We start from the raw sequence: 18,952 nt of genomic DNA, 5'->3' as shown, positions 1-18,952 counted from the left end.
GTGGGTGTGCTTGGTCTGTCCCTGTCGGGAAAGTTGTTTATGCGGCGGTGGCGTTCACGGTGCTGCTCCACTCGCCCTGGCCGTCTGCGTTCTTCGCGGCGATGCGGTAGTGGCGCGTCTGGCCGGTGGTGACGGTGTGCGTGTAATTGCTCACGCTCGGAGTGGTGAGGTGCGCCCAGGTCACGCCGGCGTCACTGCTCACCTGGATCTCATACGTGGTGGCATCCTCCACATCAGGCCAGTCCAGCACAATCGTGCCAGTGCCAGGCGTGGCGGTCGGCACGGGAATGCCGATGTCCAGCAGGAAGCGGTTCCCCGTGGCGGTGTCCAGACGGAAGGCCGGCTTGCCAATGAGAGCGTCCCACATCTTGATGGGGATGGACATGCCGCGCTCTTTGCCGTCGTCGTATTTGATGTCCACACCAGGCATGACGCGCGCGGCAATGCCGATGATGGGCAGCATGATGATCTGGTAGAGGCGCGGTGCTGTCACCGTCGCGTCAAAGAAAACTTCCATCGTGGCCTCCACGCCGGGCTTTTTGATCACATGGCCGCGCAGACTGCCGGCGCCATTGCTCAGCTCCTCTTCATCGCCGGTGCGCTTCACGCTGAAGCTCTTGATTTTGCCGAAGTCGTCCCCCAGCATCGCGGTTCCGATCACCGCTTCGGCATCGCCGAGGATAAGCACGTCTTCAGGGGAATAGGTCGAGGAAAAGCTCTGGGACATGCCTTCACGTTCCCCATTTCCGCCCTGGCGGCAGAGCGCGGCGCGTCACTTGCGCATCCCCTGCTAGGCCTGCTCACAGATTGCGGAGATGTTCACCATCCCGCCATCACCGGAGGGCGTCGTCAGCCGTGCCACCAGCGCAGCATTCATCATCCCGCTCATCCACAGCGCTTCGTTGGCGCCGATGGGGGCAAAGCCAAGCCCGCTCAGCAGCTCCGCGTGTGTGATGTTTGCCGCAAACTCCGGCGCCAGCGGGAAGAATGTGCCATCCACTTTCAGGCCCACTTCCATGTTCACGCCCGCCATGCCTCCATCTCCAAAGATGAAGATGCGCACCGGGTACGTTTTTTTGCCAGGCACCGCGTCGGTGACTATGGCCTCCACGATGGCTCCCGTTCCCTCCGCTCCGTCTGTGCCGAGCGTCATTCCGCTTGTGACTGCTCCAGGCATCGTGCTGCTCACGTCCAGGTAGGAGGCAGCTCCCGTGGCAACGCCCAGAAACGTGAAGTTGTACTCACTGCGGGAGATGCTCGCGATGAATGAGCCAAACGACGGCAGCGCTGCATCCAGAGCGTTGGCATAGGCGGTGGTGTCAAAGCCGGTGTCATCCACCCAATAGGAGCCGTCTGCCGGGTCGCTAGGACTGAAGGTGACGATGAAGGTGTCTGTCCCGTTTGCGTTGATCGTGATCGTCCCAGATCCTGTGACGCTGTTCAGGTAGATCGCGCCGCTCGCGGGTCCATCGGCACCTCGGGGCGTGGTGTTGCCTTGCAGGGTTCCGGTCCCTCTCACCAGCGCGCCGCCGCCACCACCGCCTGCCGGCGCGGCAAAGTTTCCATCGGCACGCAGGAAATCCGTGGTCCCACCTGGAAACTTGGGGCAGAGGCCGTGCGCGCTCGTGGTGGCGTTGAGCGTCGTCACATCCGTTGGCGCGGCCAGTTCATCGAGCTTGATGGCATCCAGCCCGCCCGATTTATGACGCGGCGCATGCGCCAGGGCCGCAAAGACGGTGCCTAGAGCCGTCTTGAGGTTGGTCCATGTCAGCTTCTTGAGGCCATAGCTGGCCGCACTGTCCACCAGGCCTATCTCATCACTGTTCGCCGGCGTGCTTTTGGAGGTGGCGGCATGCACCGCGGCGGCGCTGTCAGCACCCAGGCTGCTTGCGTCCTGCTTCAGGTTCAGCGCCGTCTGTGTCGCGGTGCTGACGGGCTTGTTCGCGTCACTGGTGTTGTCCGCATTCCCCAGGCCCACGTCTGCTTTGCCGAGTACGATCGTTCCGCTCTGTCCGTTGACGCTCTGCACCGGAGAGGCGGGGTAGTTGATCTGCGCCCACGAGCTCAGCTGCGCGGGGTTGCTGCCAACGATGACCCATGCCGTGCTGGTGTCACTGCGGTTACACCAGTCGCCGCTCTGGCCGCTGAGAGCCAGCATCGCCGCCTCACTGCCCACGCTGCCCAGAAAGGCGGAGATGGCGATGGCCGGGATCTGCGCAGTGGGGATGACACCTCCCACAAGATCCGCCTTCAGCGCATCTGCCGCGATGCGCGCGGCCGTCTCCGCTGCGATGGCCGCCGCGTTCGTGCTGTCGGCGCTGGCGCGCGTGGCGGCCTCGGCGCTGAGGGAGGAGCTGTCTGCCTTCGCATTGAGCGCCGTCTGTGTCGCGTTGCTGATGGGCTTGTTCGCATCGCTGGTGTTGTCCGCATTCCCCAGGCCCACCTGGCTCTTGGTCACGTTGTGGGGGTTGTTGGTGTCGCCTACGTGCTCCTCCAGCTCATCCGCGCCCGCTGCGTTTTCCACGGCTTCATAGAGCTCATCAAAGTTTTGTTTCGTTTTGCTGAACGCCGTGCGCACGCTGTCGCCGGTGCCGTCGCTGGGGGTTGTGCCGAGATTGATGACCTGCTTGCTCATGCCCCATCTTCCATCTCCCGCCTTCCATCTCCGCCTGCCTCCCGTGCGTTGCGCCCGCCGTTAGGAGATCGTGTGGATCGTCGTGAGGTCGTCTTCCAGGCGGTAGGCCTCCGCAGAGGTCATGCTGTCCCACTGCGCCACAGGGATGCTGATCATGCGCTCTCCGCCCTCTTCCCAGACCACGCTCACGCCTTCCATCACACGTCCTGTTACGCCCACCAAAGGCAGCGCGATGGATTCCAGCACGCCAGGCGCGGTCACATCGGCATCAAACACACATTCCAGCGTCATCTCGAAGCCGGGATTGTTGATGAGCAGGATGCGCAGCTTTTGCGCCTCATCGGTGATGAGCTCGCGCTTGCCCGTGCGCACCAGTGTGGCGCGCTTGATCGTGCCAAAGGCATCGCCCAGCATGGCCGTGCCCAGCACAGGCAGGGCATCGCCCAGGACAAGCACGTCATCCGGGCCAAAGATCGTGTCAAACGTGTTCACGCTGTCGCCTCCTCTGTGGTGATGGCATCCTGAGAGTAGAGAACGCTGAACTCATGCGCGATCTGCCGCGTGGGGAAACTCGGATCATTGAGCCAGTAGGCCGCGCCCTCCTGCATCTGTGGCCAGTCCTGGCGGATGTCTCGATTCAGAAATTTGATGGAGCGCACCCATTTGCATGTCTGTGAGCAGCGCTGCATCAGCGGCGCGTTGTTCAGGCTGGCTGTGCCGCTGTCCACCGTCAGCGGGCCGTCATTGTCCGCCGTGGTGGCGCTGAGAGACGCGGGCCTTGCCACCGTGATGGCATCGCCCTGCTTCACGCCGAGATTCTGCCCGCCCTGCTGCACAATGATGAGCAGCGTGAGCTTGCGCTCTCCCCGGTTCGCCGTCCCGTCTTCACGCTGAAATTGCAGGATCAACCGCCAGCGTCCAGGGCTGCCGCTGAGCAGGGAGAGTGTATTGGCCACCGTCTCGCTCAGGGCAAACACTCCGCCGGCCGCCTCCACCTTCGGGCGGAGATAAGCAGACATGGCATTGATGATGCGTTCAGGAGTCATGTAGCAAGGCATAGAAGGCCAAAAGCGATGAAGCCAAGACCTGGGTGGAGGATGTAGAGGCCGGCAATGATGCAGGCCCAGCCGATGACGTGAGAGTTCTTCATGGTCTGGATGTTTGGGTTTTGGGATCTGGGCCGATGAGACGGTCCAGCCGGTCCTGGATGCCCTCTGCCACGCTCGCATGGCCCACATGCCAGCCCTGGCATTGCTTGCAGCGGTAAGGCTCCAAGCCTGGCTTCTGCATCGCTTTGATGGCCTTGGATGCGCCGCCGCGTGAGAGGTGGCGGATCTTCCCTTTGCAGCCATCGCGCCGTTGCATGGCTTACTTGATGCCGTGATGGGCGCGGGCCTGGGCCAGGGTGATGGTGCGCACACCAGGCTTGATGGGTTTGGCAGGTGGTGGCGGCGGTGCGACTGGCTCCGCCGGCGCGGTGTCCGTGTTGGCGGCGGTCCCGCTCTCGGCTCCTTGCTGGATCTCGATGCCGGTGGTCTGCAGCGTCTCCACGACACTGCCGTCTGAGTTGGATTTGGGTTGCTTGGCCATCCCCCATCATGCAAGCCGTGCCCGTGTTCCACCCTTGCCAGCACGTCTGTTACTTACTGCCTCGCTGCTTCAAAGCCAGGTCGGCCTTGGTGTCGATCTTCCCCACCACGTTCTCAATCCCCATCTGCCATTTGCTGAGCTCTGAGCGCCACGCGCGCAGCTCCTGCATGCTCTCCTGGTGCTGCTGACTCTGTTGCTCTAGCCACTGCTCAAAGCGGTGCTCAATACGCTTCATTTCTTCCTCGTGCTCCTCTTCCAGCTTTAGCATCTCCGCCTTGGTCGCATAGAGCTCATGCGCCGGCGGCTGCTCCTTTGGGAAAAGCATCTTCCAAACCTGAAGCGCGTAGTACGCAGAGATCAGAAGGCCTGTGATGATCCCGACCATCCACCCTGTGGCCTCCGCAGATTTGGGGTCTGGCAGGTCGGTGGTACTAAGCAGCGCGAGGCAGAGAGAGAAGAGCATCACCTACCCATCCGCGCCCAGACCTACGCCATGAACTCACGGCGCGGGAGTTCGGGTGGGTTTGGTCAGATCAAATGCCGCAGGCGTGTAATAGGTCATGATGATGACGAGCGTGGAGACGATCAGGTTGGCCGCATCCCCCGTAGTTAAGGGGGTCTTCACAAAGGAATACTGCCTTAGTTCATACAAGCCCCAAAACATTGCGAACACCATGAATAAAAGGCGCCCAATGAGAAAGACCCCCTCCCATCGCACTTTCCGCCACCAGCTTTCACTCTTGTGCTGGGTGTTGGGGGTATCAAATTTTCTCAATGCCTTGACGCACGTCATCACGGCCTTAATCAAACTAGCGGCGCCCATCAGCACGGCGGCGAGAGCGGTCATGTTTTGGGAGAATTCAGTCATCTGGAAAGTTCGTCGGTTTGGTTGGTGTTGCGTTTGTTTCGGACGGTCTGGCTGGAAAGGGACTGGAAGGGTTCAGGCTCTTTACCTCTTCACGACCTCAGCCGCGCGGCCGTCTATGAAGTGAACCTTGAACGTGGGCCACGTCGCCCAGCCGGTGTCTGGGTCTCGGATCACGGGCTTGCCATTGTCCTTCTCCACATCGGCGTAGAGCGCGCCCAGCTCCGGGATCTTCGCATTCTTCCCGCGCGCCTTCGGGTCCAGGTGTGTGATGGCGGGGCCGGAGTAAGACTTCACGGTGATTTCCTCCGGGTTCAATGGCTCTGTGCTGATGCGCATCGTTCGCGCCCGCGTCTCGGAGCCAAAGAGTTGAAACTTCACAGGTCCGAGCACACGCTCGGTTCGGTTGCCCACGTTGCTCTTCACCCAGAGCTTGGCTTCTGTGGGGTTGCAGCCCGTGTACTCCAGTGTGGCCAGCCAGCCGAAGAACGGCTCCGCAATTTCTGTGGAGCGTGAGCTGTCTTCATCCGTGTTTACCACAGTGGCGCTGATGGAGATCACAGCGCCAGGCGTGCTAGCCGGCGAGAAAACAGTCACGTTAAAATCAGTGGTATTCGCGCTCAGCTTCCACGTCCGCTCCACCTGCGCTGAGCCGCCCGTCTCCTTCATCACAAAACCCTCTTTCTTCAGCGCATCGTCAAAATAGGTGGCGGGGAGTCCAGGGATAACCTTGTCTTCTGCCCAGCCAGGCATTGCGACAAAGCACGCGGCAAGTGCGATGATCGTTTTCATGTGGTGCGAATTATTCGAGCACTTTGGTGACGCTCTTGACGGGATAGATCCAAGAGAACGCGGTTTTTGGGAAACTCATGGGAGGAAACGCGGGATTATAACTGCTGAGCGTGATGCTTGAGCCGCTGGCTTGATACAGTTTTAACATCACGTCGGCACCATTCTCCTCATTGAGCTTGGCGATCACCACGCACCCATTTTTGGGCGGCTTGCTGGGGTAAATTATTGCCACATCTCCTGGTGAAAAAACGGGCGTCATAGACTCGCCAGCGAGCTTCAACGCAAAGGCTTTTGGATCTTCTGAATTGAACGCGATGAAACCGTCATGAGTGTACGCGGTGTCATCATATGCGCCCATTGTGCCGCATTGCGCCATGCTCAACAAGGGAACGTACTTTACCTTCATGCCGGGTGGCACTTCGACAGGAGGAGTCTCACCAAAAGTGCCGTAGTGGGTGCCGTTACCGGGCGGATGGTCACTGCCATCGAGCAGGTCCGCCAAATCGCAGTCCAGTGCTTTAGCCACGCGCTCTGCCATTTTCCGAGACATTGAGGAACGTCCATCCTCAATGTCCTGATAAACACCAATAGAGTAGCCCACGGCTTTGGCGAGCTGGGCCTGCGTGAGGCCTTTTTTCTCCCTCGCGATCTTCAACAGGCTTCTCGCTCCTGTGTAGGGAGTCTTGGATTTTGCGGATTGCGGAGTCTTGGGAGCGGGCTGCAAATGCTCCTTTTCAAGGAGTTCAATCATTGTGAGCAATGCCCTGCTGGGCTCCCGCCCATTCTCCATCATGCTCACATAGTTACGGCTAACGCCCAACTGTTTGGCAAAATCTTCCTGAGACAGGTCCATGGCGGCCCTCAGCATGCTCACCCGTTGAGAAATATTTTTGTCAGTGCTCACTTTTTGTTTGCGTCATGCTCACTTAATTGCTAACTCTGTTAGCAAGTGAGCATGACAACCGCTAACACAACCGCTAACTTTACACAAGGTGATTTTGCCCTGGCTGCGAAAACCGCGCTTTTGCGGCGGGGCCTGACAGTAACCGCCCTTGCTGGCTTGCTTGGGTTCGCACGTAACACGGTGAGCATCGCTATCAATCACCCCAGCATGCTGCCCACCGTTAAGGCACGCATCCGTAGCTATTTGGAAATCTCAGCATGAACAGGCCGCAAAAACTCGCGGCACTTATGCCGCTCATTCACCTCGCTGCTGAGCATGCGCCAGCACTGCCACCCGCTCAACGGGCTGACATCTACGAGGGCATCCAGATCGCATCTGAAAGGCTTGATCGCTCCATCAGCGAAGAGGCCCGCCGCACAGCGGCAGCTCTTCGCGAGGCGGAAACTCTTCAACTCACTTTTGCCACTCTTCTTCGGCAGTCCACCCCGGTCACTCCACGCCCATGAGCACCCCACGCCTCAAACCATCCCAACACTCCAAAGGCCCCGGCAAGCTGAACACTGACTTGAAGACTTTTTTCCTCATGATGTTCGCGCGCTGCCACGGCAATGTACAGGACTGCCTCATGCTGGCCCGCTCCCACGCGGCGGCCAAAAGGCATGACGAAGCCCACCGCGAAGTGGAGCACGCCCGCTCCTGGGGCCGCGAGTGCCGCAATTACATGGCTCAAGCCATGGCCTGATTTTCCCACCCCACACCCACCCACCACCATGCCCACGAAGACCACACTCCCGCTCACGCTCAAAAAGTCCAAAGCCAGCGCCGCTGGCATCAAGCTCCCGCTCATGATGAAGCGGGCCAAAGACACCCCACCTGAAGCCAAGGCTCCGCTCTCAGAAGACGAGCGCCAAAAACTGCGCGAGCTCATGGATGATGCCCACAACAGCAACATCGCCCTGGTGAATACCGGCGGGGATGTGGAGCGGGCGCGGGTGGAGCTCGCCGCCGCGCAAAAGAACCTGGAGCACGCTGAGCGGACCTTGAAGACCGCCCGCCAATGGAACTCGGACGCACACGCCGCCATCGCCCCTCTGCTGCACCGCCTGCCGGTCTGCTGATCCTGCATCGCACGCTTACCCGCTCTCATCTCATGCCCACCATTCGCCAAACTCATTCCAGCAGGGCCTTTCAAGCGCTTCCTGCATGCTGTACGCGGCGTCCTCCAGGCTTAGCACGGTACCGGCCAGGCTACGGTCAAAGGAGGCTGTCTCCGGCAATGGGACCGACGCTAACACCCGTGCGCAGCGTGCGCCGCGCTCCAGCCTTACCGCCGCCCAGTAGAGAAGCCTCGCTCGCTTGGGCTCGTGCCTCAGTGAGGCGCGAGATCGCCTCTTTGCAGGGGTGGAGGAAGCCACCCAGTCAATCTCCGCACGGTGCTCAAACAGCCAGTCTCCCGCCGCCTCCTCGGACTCCAGTATCCAGGCCTGCACCGTCAAAACCTCGGCAGGCGTCAGCTCGCCGGCCAGCTCCGCCGCCGCCCGCTCTGCTGTGACTGCCAGTGCCGCCAAAGGATTTCCCATCTCCCCATTCAATCCCGCCCTCCCTCCACCGCAACCCAAGAAACCACTTCTCCCCACTCCCTCCATGAACGCCTCTCTTTCCTCTGCTGCCATCGCCGCCGCCTCGTTTGTCCCGGCTGTATTTCCCCGGCCGGCGCGGCCCGTGCTCGGGCCGCCGCGCCCCTTGGTCTTCACGCCGTTGCACACGCTCTGGCTCGCTGGGGAAGGTGTGGGGCTCAAGGCCCAGCTCATCGCCCTGCAGACCAAAATCACAGCACTGGAAGAGCAGGCCCGCGCCGCCCAGGCGCAGCACAGCCGGGACGCCGAGAAAATCGCCGCGCTCGTCCTGCGCAATCAGCAGCTCACCACCGCCATCCACCGCACCGCCTGCGCGGGCTGATCTCCCTCCACCCCTCGCATCGCCATGAAATACGCCACCTACTCACCCCCTGATTTTTCGGAGGTCGCCCTCGTGCTGGGCTTCTGCATCGCCTTCCTCTTCGCTCTCGTCTGGGGCTGTGAGCTCGTCATGAACTGGCTGGACGAAGGCAGAGAAAACGAGTTCTACGCCGAGCGCGAAGACTCGGAAGCAGACGCCACCACCAGCCTTCCTAAACAGGAAGAGGCCCCGGCAGAAAACCCCGCCGTGCGTGCCGCCTCGCATCCTAGCGCCATCACTGCACAGCAAGACTTCTTCGCCAGTGCCAGACGCATGACAGAGGAGGAGCGCGCCAAAGCCCAGCTCTGACTCAGCTACGGCAAACCACCGCCAACCATCGCAAACGACCGCCAACTCTCCCTCCCCTTCCATGTCCAAACCATCCCTCAATCCTCCCGCTCCGCGCACCATCACCTGGGTGCCCAAGTTCGAACTCTCCATCCACGCCGCCGTGGCGCAGACGCCTGAAGACCGCGCCCTGGTGGATCTCCTTGAAGCCGAATGGCGCGAGAAGCTGAGCCGTGGCGTGCTCCCTGAAAAGCTCGTCCATGACCCGCTCCAAATCAACGCAGACAAGGAGGTTGAAGACGGTCGCCACCGCCTGCTGGCCGCCCTGCGCATTGACGAAATCAAGACGCTGCCCTGTGAGATTGTGGAAAGCCACGACCCCGAGGCGCTGGTTTGCGAGAAGCTCCTTCAGCGCCGCCACTACAGCAAGAGCGCCCGCGCCTACGCCCTCCGCCACATGGCCGCGAAGGCGGCGAAAGAGGGGCGCGAAAGCCGCGCTTCCATGGGCGGTTTTGCCAAGCACAAGTCTGCTTTGCCGATTGAATCGGCAAAGCAGGGAACTCTTGAATCCCTCGCGGCCAAATCGGGCCTCTCCCGCGACATCCTTGAGCAGGCCGTGAAGCTGGAAACCAGCTACATGGTCAAGGCTGACAAGCTGATTGCGGATTGGCTCAGCCTGAATCCTGAAGATGCGGAGGCCTGGCAGACCTTTCAGGACACGCACCCCACCATTGAGATGCCCTGGTCTGCCTTCCGCGCCCAGGCCCTGGCCGCCGCCGGACTGCCGAATGATGCCGCGAGCATCCACACCATTCCCAAGCACTGGCGCGAGATCGAAGAGGACAAGATTTTCAACGGCATCACCGACCCGGACGGCGAGGAAGACGACCGCCGCAGTTACAGCCTGGGCAGCGCGCTCAAAGCCATGGGCTCTTACTTCGCCACTGCCGGGGAGAAGCGCAATGACCTCAATCCCGAGAATCCCGCGCTCTACCTCACGCTCAAGGCCAAGGTGGGTTCCTTCAGCTCCACGATGTGGAAGCAGTGGTCCAACATCGACCCCGCCGGCCGCATGGAAGTCATCAAGGAAATCTCCGCCAAAGTCGTGGAGTGGCCAGAGGACGTGCGCCGCGCCATGAGCGTGGCCCTGATGAAATCCAACATCGCCGGCAAGGAAGCCGCCGCATCTGCCTCCTGACCCATTTCAACCGACTCATTCTGCCGCGTCCATCGCGCATGCTCACGCTCATCGAAATGCCAACCGACCTCACAGCCATGCAAGCCTCTGAAGCCCACACGCTCCACACCGTCCAGCGGTGGAGCTTGAAGGCCTTGGCTGCACGCTATGGCGTGAGCCCGGCCACGATGTGCCGCATCCTGCAAAAGATGAACACGCCGGATGATGCCACCGCCGCCGTGGCCAAGCGCTACATCACCGGCCCGCGCGATGAGCACGCCCTCACGCCGGATGAGCTGCACGCACTCAAGAATGCCATGCTCAAGAAGCGTAGCCGCCGGCTGGCTGCTGAAGAGCTCATGAGCCACACGGCCTGCACGAATGAGACCTTTGAGCGTCTGGCCGCCATCTTTGACCGCGCCGCCCAGGAGCGTGTGGACGAAGCCTGGCCAAAGTGGTTTGTGCGCGCCTGCATCCTCACGGAAGAGGAGCGCCTGGCCTTCCTGGGGCCCAAGCATCTGGCCGCCGTGGAGCCCGCCCGTCCGCGTGGTCTCTTCTATGAGGCAGATGGGCAGCAGCACCCGCTCTTTGCCAATGCGGTCTGGGAGTTTGATGATGAGTCAGAAAATACGCCCTGGGTGGAGATGGATGCAGAGGGCAAGGCCCGCGTGAACCGGCAGACGCTCAAGGCCATCGACGTGTACTCATCCTTCTATCTCGGCATGAAGGCCATCAGCCGCAACAGCGACGGCTACCGCGTGGAAGACCAGGCCGACTTCCTGCTGGAGCTCATCGACGCGCATGGCATGCCGCTGCGCTGCCGCATTGAGCGCGGACCATGGGATAACAATTTCTGGTGGGGCATCCCCATGCCCAAAGCATGGCGCGAGACAGAAGCCTGCTTCACCTACCGCTTTGGCGGCATCGACACCAGCGCCGGCGGCCCCATCGGTGTGATTCAGTGCTTCAAGTCCCGCCACAAGGGCACGATTGAAGGCAGCTTCAACCATCGCCAGGACATCGCCGCTCATGAGACGCTGGACATTGGCCGCAGTCGTGGCGAGCACGAAGGCGCCGCGCGCCACCTGACCCGCGCTTATGCGAACCAGGCCGACTCCATCGCCCGTTTCCCAGATGCCGCCGGACGTGCGGACATCTCCGCTGATGTGATGCAGCGCTTCAACAACGAAGCGAAGCGCCGCAAGAATCTCTTTGGATCCAAAAAGGTGGTGCCGGCGGAGCTCTACGCCACTGCCGTGCGCCGTGAACTGCCTGCCTCTGAGCGCTGGCGCTTCCTCCCCGTGAAGGTGGCCACCACCATCCGCAATTATCACCTGCAGATGAAGGTGAAAGACCACGAGCTTCCTTTCCTCTTCACCGCTGAGGGCTTCGCGCCGCAGTGGGACTGGCATGCCTACCTGCCACACGGCTGGCGCCTCTTTGCGGCCTTCCATCCGCACCGCCCAGACCTGGGCTGCCACATCTTCAACGCGCTGCATCCTGACCATCCGCAGAATCCCTGCCGCTTCCCTCTGGGCATGCCGCTGGGTGTGCTGCCAATGGCTGAACGTGCGCCACAGTTTAGCGATGCACCGCGTGATTTTGCCGACCGCAAGAAAACGCTGGCCGCCATCCGAAGCGAGACCCGCATCGTGAAGGCCACGCAGAAAGGCGTGCGCGTTTCTACGGTGATTGCCAATGGCAGCGTGCGTGCCGTGCGCAAAGGCGCGCCAGATCCTCTCCTCAATCTGGACAGTGGCGCGCCGCCCGTCGCAGATCTCGACAACAACACTTTCCCTGAGCGTGGCGGAGACTCCCGCAGTGCGCTGGCCAGTGCGGAGCGCGGCCACGATGACCGGGGGGCGTCCCCCATCGCCGCCGCCGCTCGTGTCTCGGGACACGGGACCAACCGCCACGCTCAGGGCTCCTCTCCACTCCAGGACTCCGCCGCCCGCCTCGCGGAGTTGGAGGCGCAACTCGACTGACTCCATGCCTGCCACACTCCAACAGATCCAGACCAAGCTCGCTGAAGCCACCGCGCTGCGGGATTTAGCCGCCGAGGCCATGCCGCTCGTCGTTGCCGCTGGCGGTGCCATCACTGCCAAGATTCGCAGTGAGCATGAAGCCCGCCTCAATGGCTATCAGCGTGAAGTTGAACTGCTGCTCAAATGCGAGCGCGACCTCATCGCCAACGGCCGCCTGGATGCCGAATCAGACTGGCTCACAGAAGCTCGTTTTAACGCGCCCGGGGCTGTTTCCGCTGTCCTGACACCATCGGACGATTGCGACGCAAGCCAGGCACCCCGCGAGGCCCCGCGAAACGAAGTCAGCGCCGCGCCTCTCCCCGCCGCCGGAGATGTCTTCTGAAATACCAGCTTTCACCCATCCACACCACTCCATGACACTCCAACAGCTTCAACAACAGATCGGCAGCCTTCAGCGTGAGGCCGCCCGTTACGCCTTATCAATTGAGCTCATCGACCGCATCGCGGAAAGCTGCGGACATCCACAACAGGAGACGGCAGCCCACGGCGCCACCGTGCGGCGGCGCGAGCTGCAGCAGATTTACATCCGCCTGCATGCCCTTGAGGCGCGCCTGCCCACGCCGGAAGCGCTGAGCGAGGCTGCCTTCAATCGCGCGCTCATGCTGGGCTTGTCCATCGACGCCGCTGAAGGCGCCCGCGTGAGCACCTGGCGCTCGGCCAAGGCCCAGCGTCTCGCTGCCTGATTTCCAAACTCCAACTCCACCACCGCCACACATGAAGAGCCGCGCCACACCACCAGACATGACCAAAGAGCAGAAGAGCGAGCTTAAAGCGCTCTATGCTCGCCGGAAGAAACTCTCCAAATCAATCGCAAATGATATTGCGCGAGATTCACGCCGCATCGCTGCGATTGACCGCGAGATTGCTCGTGAGGAGCGCTCCTTGGCAAGAGAAGCCAAGGCCCGACTGCAGACCATCACCCACCACCTCCGTTCTGAGCGCCGCCTGATGCTGAATGGTGTGGCGAGCCATCAGAAGGGAACCTCTGCCACCCAAAAGGCGTGCGCCGCCATCACACGCCGCATCTCCATCCTGGAAGGCCGCCTCAACTCCTAACCCTGTCGCCACCATGTCCACCAAGCAGAAACCCAAAGTGGTGATGCCGAGCGAGGCGGAGATCCCCGCACTCACCGACCGAGTTACCGCCATCAATGCGGAGCTTGCCAAGCTCGCGGAAGAAAAGAAAGGCATTGAGGCCCGTCTGGAAGCTTACGCCCTGGCTCACAGCGAGGCGCATGAGCCGCTGAAGGATGAGAAGCGCGAAGGTCGCCGCATGATCTTCACCGGAGCGAGCCGTTCTCTTCCTATCGTCTTCAGCTCTGACCTCATCATTGGAACCTTCCCCGCCAATGGCCCGAAGCACAAGGAGCTCATCAACATCCTCTGTGGCGAGAACAACGAACACGAAGCCACCGCCGAGGCCACGCTGAAGCTCTTCTTCGATGCGCCCAGCAAATGGGAGAACCGCTACGACAACGGCGTGAAGTTCCGCGCCGCCGTGGCGGAGCGCCTGGGCAGCAAGATCGGCGCGAAGTTCGTCTCCGCCTGCACCCAGACAGACAAGCACGGCGTCAAGAAGAGCACGACCAGCTTTGACTACACTCATGGAAAGGTGGTGGAGTCATGAACGCCACCAAGCCCACGTCCCTGATGGTGCGCGTGAAATACAGCAGCAGCGTGGCTGGCTACACGGCATGCACGATGGTGGCCGGAGCGGGCCGCCAGTCTGCCAGCTCCACGAGCAGCGCCCACCAGGCCGCAACGCGGGCCGCCGCCAAAGGCCTGGGCGTGACTGATAGTGATGTCCTGCTCTTTGAGTCAAACACAGACAAGCCCGTCCCGTGGGATTCCCATGTGGGCAATGCTTGGGTGGCATTTGATGCCCGCGTGAAGGGCTCCACCTCGCAGCTCAGCCTTTTGCCGGGAGGTGCGTCATGAGCGTGCCGCCTATTTTTGAATTGGCAGATGAGCGGGAGTATGCGGACCGGTCGCATTGCCTCGCCCGCGTGGCGATGCCGGGCACCATCACCAGCGCCCTGGCGGATCGCGTTGAGGCCTGGCTGGGTGTGGCAATGACCAAGGCCAAGGTGCGGCCTGTGCCGGAGACGGATCTGCACTGCGCCACGCTGCCGCCCTTCCGGCGCTTCGCCTGCAATGCGGACACTGAGAGTGGCGCCCTCATGGCTCTGCGCAATGAGCTGGAGGCATGGGCGAAAGGCGAGCTCGTGACCGGCCATGCTCTCCCCACCTGGGAAAGCGCAGTCCCGGAAGTGACACCAGCGGCCAAGAGCCTGGTGCGCCTCTCCAATCTCCGCCACGAGCTGCGCACCCGCGCGGCTGAATGGGGCGGTGAGCGCCAGAACCTCCCCGCCGGCGCGGTGGAGCGCTGCTTGGCAGACATCGACGCCCTCGTGACGCGCCACGCCATGCAGATCAACGGCTCCCCCCCCCCCCCGCAGAAATAACACCCCCTGAAATCAAAACGCTCCGGCCTGCCTGACACAGACCGGAGCGCACCATGAAGAACCGAACAGCCACTCCTAACCATTCAGCATCCTGACATCCCATGACTCCAACACCCACCGCCCTCCAGACAGATCCCACGAGCCAGTTGCTCGCATTCGCCAAAAACATTGAAACCTACCGCGCCGACCTGGGCACCTCCAAGGCCGTGCTGCTGCGGGACTATCCCGAGCTCGGCTCAGACAAAACGTACGGCAAGATCATCAACGGCAATCTTGGCGAACTGGACACCGAAAAATGGGCCGCCGCCTATGAGCATGTGTGGCAGCAGATCCAGCACGATGACCAGGGCGCGGATGAAGGCCTCATTGAAAACCTCAGCGCACCCGTGGAGCTCTGCCGCTCCTACCTTGAGACCCGCAATGAAAAGGGCAATGCCCGCTTCATTTTGATCCTGGCGGACACCGGCATGGGCAAAAGCTCCGCCATCAAGGTGATGCAGTCCAAGCCCTACGGCGGTCTCATGGTGGTGGTGGAAGCCAGCGATGCCTGGAAAGGCCCGAAGGGCACCTCCGGCCCGCTGCTGCACGCCATCGGCACCGCCCTGGGCATGCACGGCCTCACCACGCGCCGCGATGCACTGCTGAACGATGTCATGAACAAGCTGCGCGGCCAGCGCCGCTGTCTGGTCATTGAAGAAGCGCACCACCTTTGCCCCCAGGGCCTCAACACCATCAAGACGCTTATCAACCTCACGCCCGTGATCGTCGTCGCCACCGCCATCCCTGTGCTGTGGGAGCGCGTGGCCGGCAGCAAGGCCGCCTGGGCGGAGGTGAAGCAGCTCGTGGGCAATCGCCTCGCTGAGCGCATCGTGCTCACCCTGGGCATGGATGATGTGATGGCCTTCCTTGAACGGCGTGGCGTCAACGCCTGGCTGAACGCCGCAGACATGAAGAAAGCTGCCGCGCGCCTCGTGGAGGAAGCCAGGGGCTTTGGCAACATGAAGTTCATCGACCGCGCCACAACACGCTTCAAGCGCGAGGTGGCCAAGGGCCAGGACGCCACACTGGAAACCTTCACCAACGCCATCGCGCAGGAGAAAAAGCGCCGCTGATTATGGAACGCAAAAACATTATCGTCTCAAAGGCTTACCTTATGCTCTCGCTGCAGATCCTCTCGAAAAGAGAGCAAGTAATGGTTATCCGCACGCTCAAAGAGGCGGCTATTCGGGCGCAACGGTTCGGAGTCGCTGCGGATCTCCGCGACTGGGAGAAGTCCCTCACGGGTGGGAAGTCCGGCGTCAACCATCGCGCCAAAACTGTGAAGCGATCCAAGCCATGAACACCTCCACCACCATCACCACGCAGCCAGAGCAGGTCTATGGCTACAAGTGCCAGATCGAACTCGGCACCCGCCGCACCATCTGGAAGCGCTGGAAAGTGAAACATCTCTCCATGGCCCGGATTAGGGCTGCGCAAGTGGGGGGCGCCATGCGCACCCTGCAATGTCTGCCGCTCACGAAAGAGCAATGGGAAGCTGAGAACTCCAAATAATCCGCACCATGAGCATGTCCCCCGAACAACTCCGCCAGCTCGGCATTGCCGCCAGCGCCGCCGCGCGGCATCAGCGCAGCATCGGCGTGCTCTCTGCGGAGACGCTGCCGCCGGACATGCGCACGGCCAGCAAAAGCGCCCAGGATGAGTTCTGGCGCCATCAGCAGGTGGCGGCGGCCACACAGCGGGTGTGCAGCTTCAAAGACATGGTGCAGGATGAATACCGCCCAGTCATGCAGCACTTCGAAGCACTGGCCGGGCCGGACTACAAAGAGCGGGCCATCAACTCCACCGTGCGCACCGTGGAGAATGCCGCCTGCCACCGCGCGCCTGGCTGTGAGTACGTGCGCCAGATGAACGAATGGCTCGCCCTGGCTGGCTACAAGCCCGGCTACGCCATCGCCATCATGAAGGGGAAGTTTCGTGGCATCACGGACATGCGCCTGCTTCGCGAGCACGAGCTCAAGCAGCTCCATGACACCGTGCTCAACCGCTGCCGTGCCAAGCTGGGCAAGGGAGATCCAGACAACCGCAACAAAAGGGCCCGTGGCAAAGGAGCGCCGGCACAGACCCGCGAGCGTGCCGCAGAGACACCGCCACTGCCAGCCCAGCAGCCCGCCAATGGCTCCCCACCGCTGCCCGGCGCGCCCAGATCCCGCACCTACATCCTCAAGCCGCGCCCCACGTCTGGCACGGTGCCACGCGACAACATGCCCTTTTGATCCACTCCATGAACACGACCGACACCGCCGCACTACCACCCACCGGGACCAAGATCGAACTCCTGCAATGCTGCAAACAGCGTTGCGGCCATGTGATGGTCGAGAGCGAGCGAGAATGGATTCCCCGCCACTTGGGTAGCCCCGTTAAAACCGCCGTGTGCCCCAAGTGCGGCGGAGATTCATTCTATACGCTCAACGCACAAGGCCAGTGCCGCACAACCAAGGACCGCGACACGCCACGCGAGATCAACGCGGAGGATATTAACCCGTCACCACGAATGGGGCTCAAGATGAGACGCCGCCTGTTTGCCGCAAAGAACCGGGCGCTTGGCATCCCATCAAGGTCCGAGCTCTTGAGCTGAGCTTCATCCTTCAACCTTCATCCTTCATCCTTTCACCGATGCCCTCACCAACCGAAACCACCTTTCCCCGTCCCGTCTTTGGCCTCAAAGTCGCGCCCAATGTCGTGGGCAAGACTTTGCCGGCTGATGTGCGGAAAATCCCCGCCCTGGGCATCTTTGACTGGGCAGACAACCGGGACGGCTCCTTCACGCCCGTGGTGCGCGTGAAGGAGGCCTGGCTGCGTGTGAGCGAGGCCGAAAAGCTGCCGCTGGGTGTGAGTGCTGAAGTGATGTTTAAGCTCATCAAAGGGGGCTTTGTCATCGGCTCCGCGCCCGCGCCGCATTCCACCATCATCAACATCTCCGACCTCCTGCGCCACATCGAAGAATGCGCCGAAGATCCCGACTTCTGGACTACCGAGCGCCGCAAACGCTACGCGGAGGGGATGTGAATTTTCCACCCTCAACCCCAACACATTTATGACGTGCGAAAACTGCCAAGGAACCGGACAATCCAAAAACCAAATTACGGGACAGGTCATCACCTGCTTTTTCTGCAATGGTGTTGGTGCAATGTGCGACTCATGCGGCGAGGCCTGTAGTGACGAAGGCCAAAACATCTGCAGTGACTGCCAGGAGGGTCAAGGAGATGACTAAAGCCGAATACGACCAATGTGAGCAAATCGCGCTTGAACAGGTGGATTGGCTGTTCACCAAAACCAACAACAGCCATATCATTCTGACCGTGCTCATGCGGAGCCTGTGTTTGTTTCTGGCTCAGACTCGCCGAAAGGGCTCCACGATTGCCGAGATAACAAAGCAATTTTCAAAAGCCTTCACGCAGGAGATGCAGGGCGCCTGCGCATTTGTTGACAAACAGAAGGGCGCGAAAGGCTAACCCATGAACCGCCCTCTTCCCAATGACATCCTGGCGCATGGCTCGTGCGTGGTGACGGTGCAGGTGTGCCGCCGCATGGACAAGGGCGACCCGAAACGCACGAAGCTCTACGAGTTTCCGCTGAGCTTCAGCGGCGAGGGCTCCAAGAGTCTTGCGGCCCTGCCGTATGAGCTCCAGGCCATTGGCGGCCAGGTGCTGAACAAAATCCAAAGCTGGGAGGGCCGCGCGAACACACGGGCATGAATACACCCGTCACGGTTTCCACACCGCTTTCTGAAGAGCGGCTTAACGACATGCTGCGGCGGCTGCACATTCAAGCTGGCGCGTTGATTACATTCCGGCACAATCTTCCGCTGGAAGATCTGCGGCGGCACCTCGTGCTGCTCAATGAAATTTTCGCCCGCGCGGGTCTGGATATGCTGGAGTTCATCAAGCGGGGAAACATCGCGTTTGAGCGTGTGGACGATGCCTTTGAAAATGCTGAAATCGAGCTGCTCAAGCTCTCCCGCGCCTTTGAGGACTCCAAGGCCCAGCTTGCTGCATGTTCGCTCAAACAAACCGCCTGGGAACGCCGCAACCCGAACGCGCCCTGGTGGCGGCGATTCGACCGCAAACGCCGCCCGGCTCTGGCAAACCACCGTCAACAACGGTAAACCACTGCCAACAACCGCAAACTCTTCC

Annotated in this window: 33 protein-coding genes; 22 read left to right on the top strand and 11 right to left on the bottom strand. The window is 61.4% G+C overall.

The window, feature by feature from the left end:
• Positions 1 to 37: 37 nt before the first annotated feature.
• From ACILSO_RS11055 to ACILSO_RS11010, 10 genes are all read right to left on the bottom strand, one after another.
• Positions 38 to 727 (bottom strand): hypothetical protein, encoded by a 690-nt coding sequence (locus tag ACILSO_RS11055; RefSeq protein WP_395737461.1) that lies wholly within the window; start codon positions 725 to 727, stop codon positions 38 to 40.
• A gap of 63 nt (positions 728 to 790) precedes the next feature.
• Positions 791 to 2,635: a hypothetical protein gene (locus ACILSO_RS11050; protein ID WP_395737460.1), complete on the bottom strand. Its 1,845-nt coding sequence runs from the start codon at positions 2,633 to 2,635 to the stop codon at positions 791 to 793.
• A 60-nt stretch (positions 2,636 to 2,695) separates the two neighbouring features.
• A complete protein-coding gene (locus ACILSO_RS11045; protein ID WP_395737459.1) occupies positions 2,696 to 3,127 on the bottom strand; it encodes a hypothetical protein in 432 nt (143 codons plus the stop codon).
• Positions 3,124 to 3,681, bottom strand: coding sequence for a hypothetical protein (locus tag ACILSO_RS11040; RefSeq protein WP_395737458.1), 558 nt, complete (start codon positions 3,679 to 3,681; stop codon positions 3,124 to 3,126). The genes ACILSO_RS11045 and ACILSO_RS11040 overlap by 4 nt, the downstream gene beginning before the upstream one ends.
• A gap of 100 nt (positions 3,682 to 3,781) precedes the next feature.
• Positions 3,782 to 4,000: a hypothetical protein gene (locus ACILSO_RS11035; RefSeq protein ID WP_395737457.1), complete on the bottom strand. Its 219-nt coding sequence runs from the start codon at positions 3,998 to 4,000 to the stop codon at positions 3,782 to 3,784.
• Positions 4,001 to 4,003: 3 nt separating this feature from the next.
• Positions 4,004 to 4,225 carry a hypothetical protein gene (locus tag ACILSO_RS11030; protein WP_395737456.1) on the bottom strand — a complete coding sequence of 74 codons (222 nt, stop codon included), beginning with the start codon at positions 4,223 to 4,225 and terminating at the stop codon, positions 4,004 to 4,006.
• A gap of 49 nt (positions 4,226 to 4,274) precedes the next feature.
• Positions 4,275 to 4,610 (bottom strand): hypothetical protein, encoded by a 336-nt coding sequence (locus ACILSO_RS11025; RefSeq protein ID WP_395737455.1) that lies wholly within the window; start codon positions 4,608 to 4,610, stop codon positions 4,275 to 4,277.
• Positions 4,611 to 4,724: 114 nt separating this feature from the next.
• Complete coding sequence (locus tag ACILSO_RS11020; RefSeq protein ID WP_395737454.1) at positions 4,725 to 5,072, bottom strand: hypothetical protein; 348 nt, start codon at positions 5,070 to 5,072, stop codon at positions 4,725 to 4,727.
• A 102-nt stretch (positions 5,073 to 5,174) separates the two neighbouring features.
• Positions 5,175 to 5,882, bottom strand: a complete 708-nt coding sequence (locus tag ACILSO_RS11015; protein ID WP_395737453.1) for a hypothetical protein — start codon at positions 5,880 to 5,882, stop codon at positions 5,175 to 5,177.
• Positions 5,883 to 5,892: 10 nt separating this feature from the next.
• Entirely contained in the window at positions 5,893 to 6,786 is an 894-nt protein-coding gene (locus ACILSO_RS11010; protein ID WP_395737452.1) for a helix-turn-helix domain-containing protein, read from the bottom strand.
• 257 nt (positions 6,787 to 7,043) lie between these two features.
• On the opposite strand from ACILSO_RS11010, the gene ACILSO_RS11005 reads away from it, so the two are divergent.
• Genes ACILSO_RS11005 through ACILSO_RS10995 form a run of 3 tightly spaced genes read left to right on the top strand, consistent with a single transcriptional unit; the run spans position 7,044 to position 7,904 of the window.
• Entirely contained in the window at positions 7,044 to 7,292 is a 249-nt protein-coding gene (locus ACILSO_RS11005) for a hypothetical protein (RefSeq protein WP_395737451.1), read from the top strand.
• The gene (locus ACILSO_RS11000; protein ID WP_395737450.1) at positions 7,289 to 7,528 is read left to right on the top strand and encodes a hypothetical protein; all 240 of its coding nucleotides are present in this window, start codon (positions 7,289 to 7,291) and stop codon (positions 7,526 to 7,528) included. The genes ACILSO_RS11005 and ACILSO_RS11000 overlap by 4 nt, the downstream gene beginning before the upstream one ends.
• 28 nt (positions 7,529 to 7,556) lie before the next feature.
• Positions 7,557 to 7,904, top strand: a complete 348-nt coding sequence (locus tag ACILSO_RS10995) for a hypothetical protein (RefSeq protein WP_395737449.1) — start codon at positions 7,557 to 7,559, stop codon at positions 7,902 to 7,904.
• A gap of 30 nt (positions 7,905 to 7,934) precedes the next feature.
• On the opposite strand, the gene ACILSO_RS10990 is transcribed toward ACILSO_RS10995, so the two are convergent.
• Entirely contained in the window at positions 7,935 to 8,366 is a 432-nt protein-coding gene (locus ACILSO_RS10990; RefSeq protein ID WP_395737448.1) for a hypothetical protein, read from the bottom strand.
• Positions 8,367 to 8,430: 64 nt separating this feature from the next.
• On the opposite strand from ACILSO_RS10990, the gene ACILSO_RS10985 reads away from it, so the two are divergent.
• The 19 genes from ACILSO_RS10985 (at position 8,431) to ACILSO_RS10895 (ending at position 18,924) form a co-directional block, all read left to right on the top strand.
• Complete coding sequence (locus tag ACILSO_RS10985) at positions 8,431 to 8,745, top strand: hypothetical protein (RefSeq protein WP_395737447.1); 315 nt, start codon at positions 8,431 to 8,433, stop codon at positions 8,743 to 8,745.
• Between the two features lie 24 nt (positions 8,746 to 8,769).
• Entirely contained in the window at positions 8,770 to 9,093 is a 324-nt protein-coding gene (locus tag ACILSO_RS10980; protein WP_395737446.1) for a hypothetical protein, read from the top strand.
• 61 nt (positions 9,094 to 9,154) lie between these two features.
• A complete protein-coding gene (locus ACILSO_RS10975; RefSeq protein ID WP_395737445.1) occupies positions 9,155 to 10,270 on the top strand; it encodes a hypothetical protein in 1,116 nt (371 codons plus the stop codon).
• A gap of 38 nt (positions 10,271 to 10,308) precedes the next feature.
• Complete coding sequence (locus ACILSO_RS10970; protein ID WP_395737444.1) at positions 10,309 to 12,234, top strand: hypothetical protein; 1,926 nt, start codon at positions 10,309 to 10,311, stop codon at positions 12,232 to 12,234.
• Positions 12,235 to 12,238: 4 nt separating this feature from the next.
• Positions 12,239 to 12,616, top strand: a complete 378-nt coding sequence (locus ACILSO_RS10965) for a hypothetical protein (protein ID WP_395737443.1) — start codon at positions 12,239 to 12,241, stop codon at positions 12,614 to 12,616.
• 31 nt (positions 12,617 to 12,647) lie between these two features.
• Positions 12,648 to 12,977, top strand: coding sequence for a hypothetical protein (locus ACILSO_RS10960; protein ID WP_395737442.1), 330 nt, complete (start codon positions 12,648 to 12,650; stop codon positions 12,975 to 12,977).
• A gap of 31 nt (positions 12,978 to 13,008) precedes the next feature.
• Positions 13,009 to 13,350: a hypothetical protein gene (locus ACILSO_RS10955; protein WP_395737441.1), complete on the top strand. Its 342-nt coding sequence runs from the start codon at positions 13,009 to 13,011 to the stop codon at positions 13,348 to 13,350.
• Between the two features lie 13 nt (positions 13,351 to 13,363).
• Entirely contained in the window at positions 13,364 to 13,921 is a 558-nt protein-coding gene (locus tag ACILSO_RS10950; protein ID WP_395737440.1) for a hypothetical protein, read from the top strand.
• Positions 13,918 to 14,232 carry a hypothetical protein gene (locus tag ACILSO_RS10945; protein WP_395737439.1) on the top strand — a complete coding sequence of 105 codons (315 nt, stop codon included), beginning with the start codon at positions 13,918 to 13,920 and terminating at the stop codon, positions 14,230 to 14,232. Before ACILSO_RS10950 ends, ACILSO_RS10945 begins: the two co-directional genes overlap by 4 nt.
• Entirely contained in the window at positions 14,229 to 14,759 is a 531-nt protein-coding gene (locus tag ACILSO_RS10940) for a hypothetical protein (RefSeq protein WP_395737438.1), read from the top strand. Before ACILSO_RS10945 ends, ACILSO_RS10940 begins: the two co-directional genes overlap by 4 nt.
• Before the next feature lie 101 nt (positions 14,760 to 14,860).
• On the top strand, positions 14,861 to 15,871 hold the full coding sequence (locus tag ACILSO_RS10935; RefSeq protein ID WP_395737437.1) for an AAA family ATPase: 1,011 nt from the start codon (positions 14,861 to 14,863) through the stop codon (positions 15,869 to 15,871).
• Positions 15,872 to 15,873: 2 nt separating this feature from the next.
• Positions 15,874 to 16,098, top strand: coding sequence for a hypothetical protein (locus ACILSO_RS10930; protein WP_395737436.1), 225 nt, complete (start codon positions 15,874 to 15,876; stop codon positions 16,096 to 16,098).
• Positions 16,095 to 16,310 carry a hypothetical protein gene (locus ACILSO_RS10925; protein ID WP_395737435.1) on the top strand — a complete coding sequence of 72 codons (216 nt, stop codon included), beginning with the start codon at positions 16,095 to 16,097 and terminating at the stop codon, positions 16,308 to 16,310. Before ACILSO_RS10930 ends, ACILSO_RS10925 begins: the two co-directional genes overlap by 4 nt.
• Before the next feature lie 8 nt (positions 16,311 to 16,318).
• Positions 16,319 to 17,032: a hypothetical protein gene (locus tag ACILSO_RS10920; RefSeq protein ID WP_395737434.1), complete on the top strand. Its 714-nt coding sequence runs from the start codon at positions 16,319 to 16,321 to the stop codon at positions 17,030 to 17,032.
• An 8-nt stretch (positions 17,033 to 17,040) separates the two neighbouring features.
• A complete protein-coding gene (locus tag ACILSO_RS10915) occupies positions 17,041 to 17,394 on the top strand; it encodes a hypothetical protein (RefSeq protein ID WP_395737433.1) in 354 nt (117 codons plus the stop codon).
• Positions 17,395 to 17,432: 38 nt separating this feature from the next.
• A complete protein-coding gene (locus ACILSO_RS10910) occupies positions 17,433 to 17,825 on the top strand; it encodes a hypothetical protein (RefSeq protein WP_395737432.1) in 393 nt (130 codons plus the stop codon).
• Between the two features lie 197 nt (positions 17,826 to 18,022).
• Complete coding sequence (locus ACILSO_RS10905; RefSeq protein WP_395737431.1) at positions 18,023 to 18,271, top strand: hypothetical protein; 249 nt, start codon at positions 18,023 to 18,025, stop codon at positions 18,269 to 18,271.
• Between the two features lie 3 nt (positions 18,272 to 18,274).
• On the top strand, positions 18,275 to 18,514 hold the full coding sequence (locus ACILSO_RS10900) for a hypothetical protein (protein WP_395737430.1): 240 nt from the start codon (positions 18,275 to 18,277) through the stop codon (positions 18,512 to 18,514).
• A gap of 50 nt (positions 18,515 to 18,564) precedes the next feature.
• Positions 18,565 to 18,924 (top strand): hypothetical protein, encoded by a 360-nt coding sequence (locus tag ACILSO_RS10895; protein WP_395737429.1) that lies wholly within the window; start codon positions 18,565 to 18,567, stop codon positions 18,922 to 18,924.
• Positions 18,925 to 18,952 lie beyond the last annotated feature (28 nt).

Origin of the sequence: Prosthecobacter sp. (genome assembly GCF_044226605.1) — a bacterium.
GTDB lineage: Bacteria > Verrucomicrobiota > Verrucomicrobiia > Verrucomicrobiales > Verrucomicrobiaceae > Prosthecobacter.
The sequence above is the reverse complement of the archived record's forward strand: the minus strand, read 5'-3'. Positions and strand labels throughout refer to the sequence as shown.

What these genes read in the sequence shown, in the direction of transcription:
- ACILSO_RS10945 (WP_395737439.1), top strand. Translation starts at nt 13,918, where the DNA reads ATGAACGCCACCAAGCCCACGTCCCTGATGGTGCGCGTGAAATACAGC.
- ACILSO_RS10980 (WP_395737446.1), top strand. Translation starts at nt 8,770, where the DNA reads ATGAAATACGCCACCTACTCACCCCCTGATTTTTCGGAGGTCGCCCTC.
- ACILSO_RS11000 (WP_395737450.1), top strand. Translation starts at nt 7,289, where the DNA reads ATGAGCACCCCACGCCTCAAACCATCCCAACACTCCAAAGGCCCCGGC.
- ACILSO_RS10905 (WP_395737431.1), top strand. Translation starts at nt 18,023, where the DNA reads ATGACTAAAGCCGAATACGACCAATGTGAGCAAATCGCGCTTGAACAG.
- ACILSO_RS11050 (WP_395737460.1), bottom strand. Translation starts at nt 2,635, where the DNA reads ATGAGCAAGCAGGTCATCAATCTCGGCACAACCCCCAGCGACGGCACC.
- ACILSO_RS10975 (WP_395737445.1), top strand. Translation starts at nt 9,155, where the DNA reads ATGTCCAAACCATCCCTCAATCCTCCCGCTCCGCGCACCATCACCTGG.
- ACILSO_RS10920 (WP_395737434.1), top strand. Translation starts at nt 16,319, where the DNA reads ATGAGCATGTCCCCCGAACAACTCCGCCAGCTCGGCATTGCCGCCAGC.
- ACILSO_RS10930 (WP_395737436.1), top strand. Translation starts at nt 15,874, where the DNA reads ATGGAACGCAAAAACATTATCGTCTCAAAGGCTTACCTTATGCTCTCG.
- ACILSO_RS10900 (WP_395737430.1), top strand. Translation starts at nt 18,275, where the DNA reads ATGAACCGCCCTCTTCCCAATGACATCCTGGCGCATGGCTCGTGCGTG.
- ACILSO_RS11015 (WP_395737453.1), bottom strand. Translation starts at nt 5,882, where the DNA reads ATGAAAACGATCATCGCACTTGCCGCGTGCTTTGTCGCAATGCCTGGC.
- ACILSO_RS11040 (WP_395737458.1), bottom strand. Translation starts at nt 3,681, where the DNA reads ATGACTCCTGAACGCATCATCAATGCCATGTCTGCTTATCTCCGCCCG.
- ACILSO_RS11020 (WP_395737454.1), bottom strand. Translation starts at nt 5,072, where the DNA reads ATGACCGCTCTCGCCGCCGTGCTGATGGGCGCCGCTAGTTTGATTAAG.
- ACILSO_RS11035 (WP_395737457.1), bottom strand. Translation starts at nt 4,000, where the DNA reads ATGCAACGGCGCGATGGCTGCAAAGGGAAGATCCGCCACCTCTCACGC.
- ACILSO_RS10950 (WP_395737440.1), top strand. Translation starts at nt 13,364, where the DNA reads ATGTCCACCAAGCAGAAACCCAAAGTGGTGATGCCGAGCGAGGCGGAG.
- ACILSO_RS10960 (WP_395737442.1), top strand. Translation starts at nt 12,648, where the DNA reads ATGACACTCCAACAGCTTCAACAACAGATCGGCAGCCTTCAGCGTGAG.
- ACILSO_RS11030 (WP_395737456.1), bottom strand. Translation starts at nt 4,225, where the DNA reads ATGGCCAAGCAACCCAAATCCAACTCAGACGGCAGTGTCGTGGAGACG.
- ACILSO_RS10940 (WP_395737438.1), top strand. Translation starts at nt 14,229, where the DNA reads ATGAGCGTGCCGCCTATTTTTGAATTGGCAGATGAGCGGGAGTATGCG.
- ACILSO_RS10970 (WP_395737444.1), top strand. Translation starts at nt 10,309, where the DNA reads ATGCTCACGCTCATCGAAATGCCAACCGACCTCACAGCCATGCAAGCC.
- ACILSO_RS10955 (WP_395737441.1), top strand. Translation starts at nt 13,009, where the DNA reads ATGAAGAGCCGCGCCACACCACCAGACATGACCAAAGAGCAGAAGAGC.
- ACILSO_RS11025 (WP_395737455.1), bottom strand. Translation starts at nt 4,610, where the DNA reads ATGGTCGGGATCATCACAGGCCTTCTGATCTCTGCGTACTACGCGCTT.
- ACILSO_RS10985 (WP_395737447.1), top strand. Translation starts at nt 8,431, where the DNA reads ATGAACGCCTCTCTTTCCTCTGCTGCCATCGCCGCCGCCTCGTTTGTC.
- ACILSO_RS10925 (WP_395737435.1), top strand. Translation starts at nt 16,095, where the DNA reads ATGAACACCTCCACCACCATCACCACGCAGCCAGAGCAGGTCTATGGC.
- ACILSO_RS10915 (WP_395737433.1), top strand. Translation starts at nt 17,041, where the DNA reads ATGAACACGACCGACACCGCCGCACTACCACCCACCGGGACCAAGATC.
- ACILSO_RS10910 (WP_395737432.1), top strand. Translation starts at nt 17,433, where the DNA reads ATGCCCTCACCAACCGAAACCACCTTTCCCCGTCCCGTCTTTGGCCTC.
- ACILSO_RS10965 (WP_395737443.1), top strand. Translation starts at nt 12,239, where the DNA reads ATGCCTGCCACACTCCAACAGATCCAGACCAAGCTCGCTGAAGCCACC.
- ACILSO_RS10990 (WP_395737448.1), bottom strand. Translation starts at nt 8,366, where the DNA reads ATGGGAAATCCTTTGGCGGCACTGGCAGTCACAGCAGAGCGGGCGGCG.
- ACILSO_RS11055 (WP_395737461.1), bottom strand. Translation starts at nt 727, where the DNA reads ATGTCCCAGAGCTTTTCCTCGACCTATTCCCCTGAAGACGTGCTTATC.
- ACILSO_RS10995 (WP_395737449.1), top strand. Translation starts at nt 7,557, where the DNA reads ATGCCCACGAAGACCACACTCCCGCTCACGCTCAAAAAGTCCAAAGCC.
- ACILSO_RS10895 (WP_395737429.1), top strand. Translation starts at nt 18,565, where the DNA reads ATGCTGCGGCGGCTGCACATTCAAGCTGGCGCGTTGATTACATTCCGG.
- ACILSO_RS10935 (WP_395737437.1), top strand. Translation starts at nt 14,861, where the DNA reads ATGACTCCAACACCCACCGCCCTCCAGACAGATCCCACGAGCCAGTTG.
- ACILSO_RS11005 (WP_395737451.1), top strand. Translation starts at nt 7,044, where the DNA reads ATGAACAGGCCGCAAAAACTCGCGGCACTTATGCCGCTCATTCACCTC.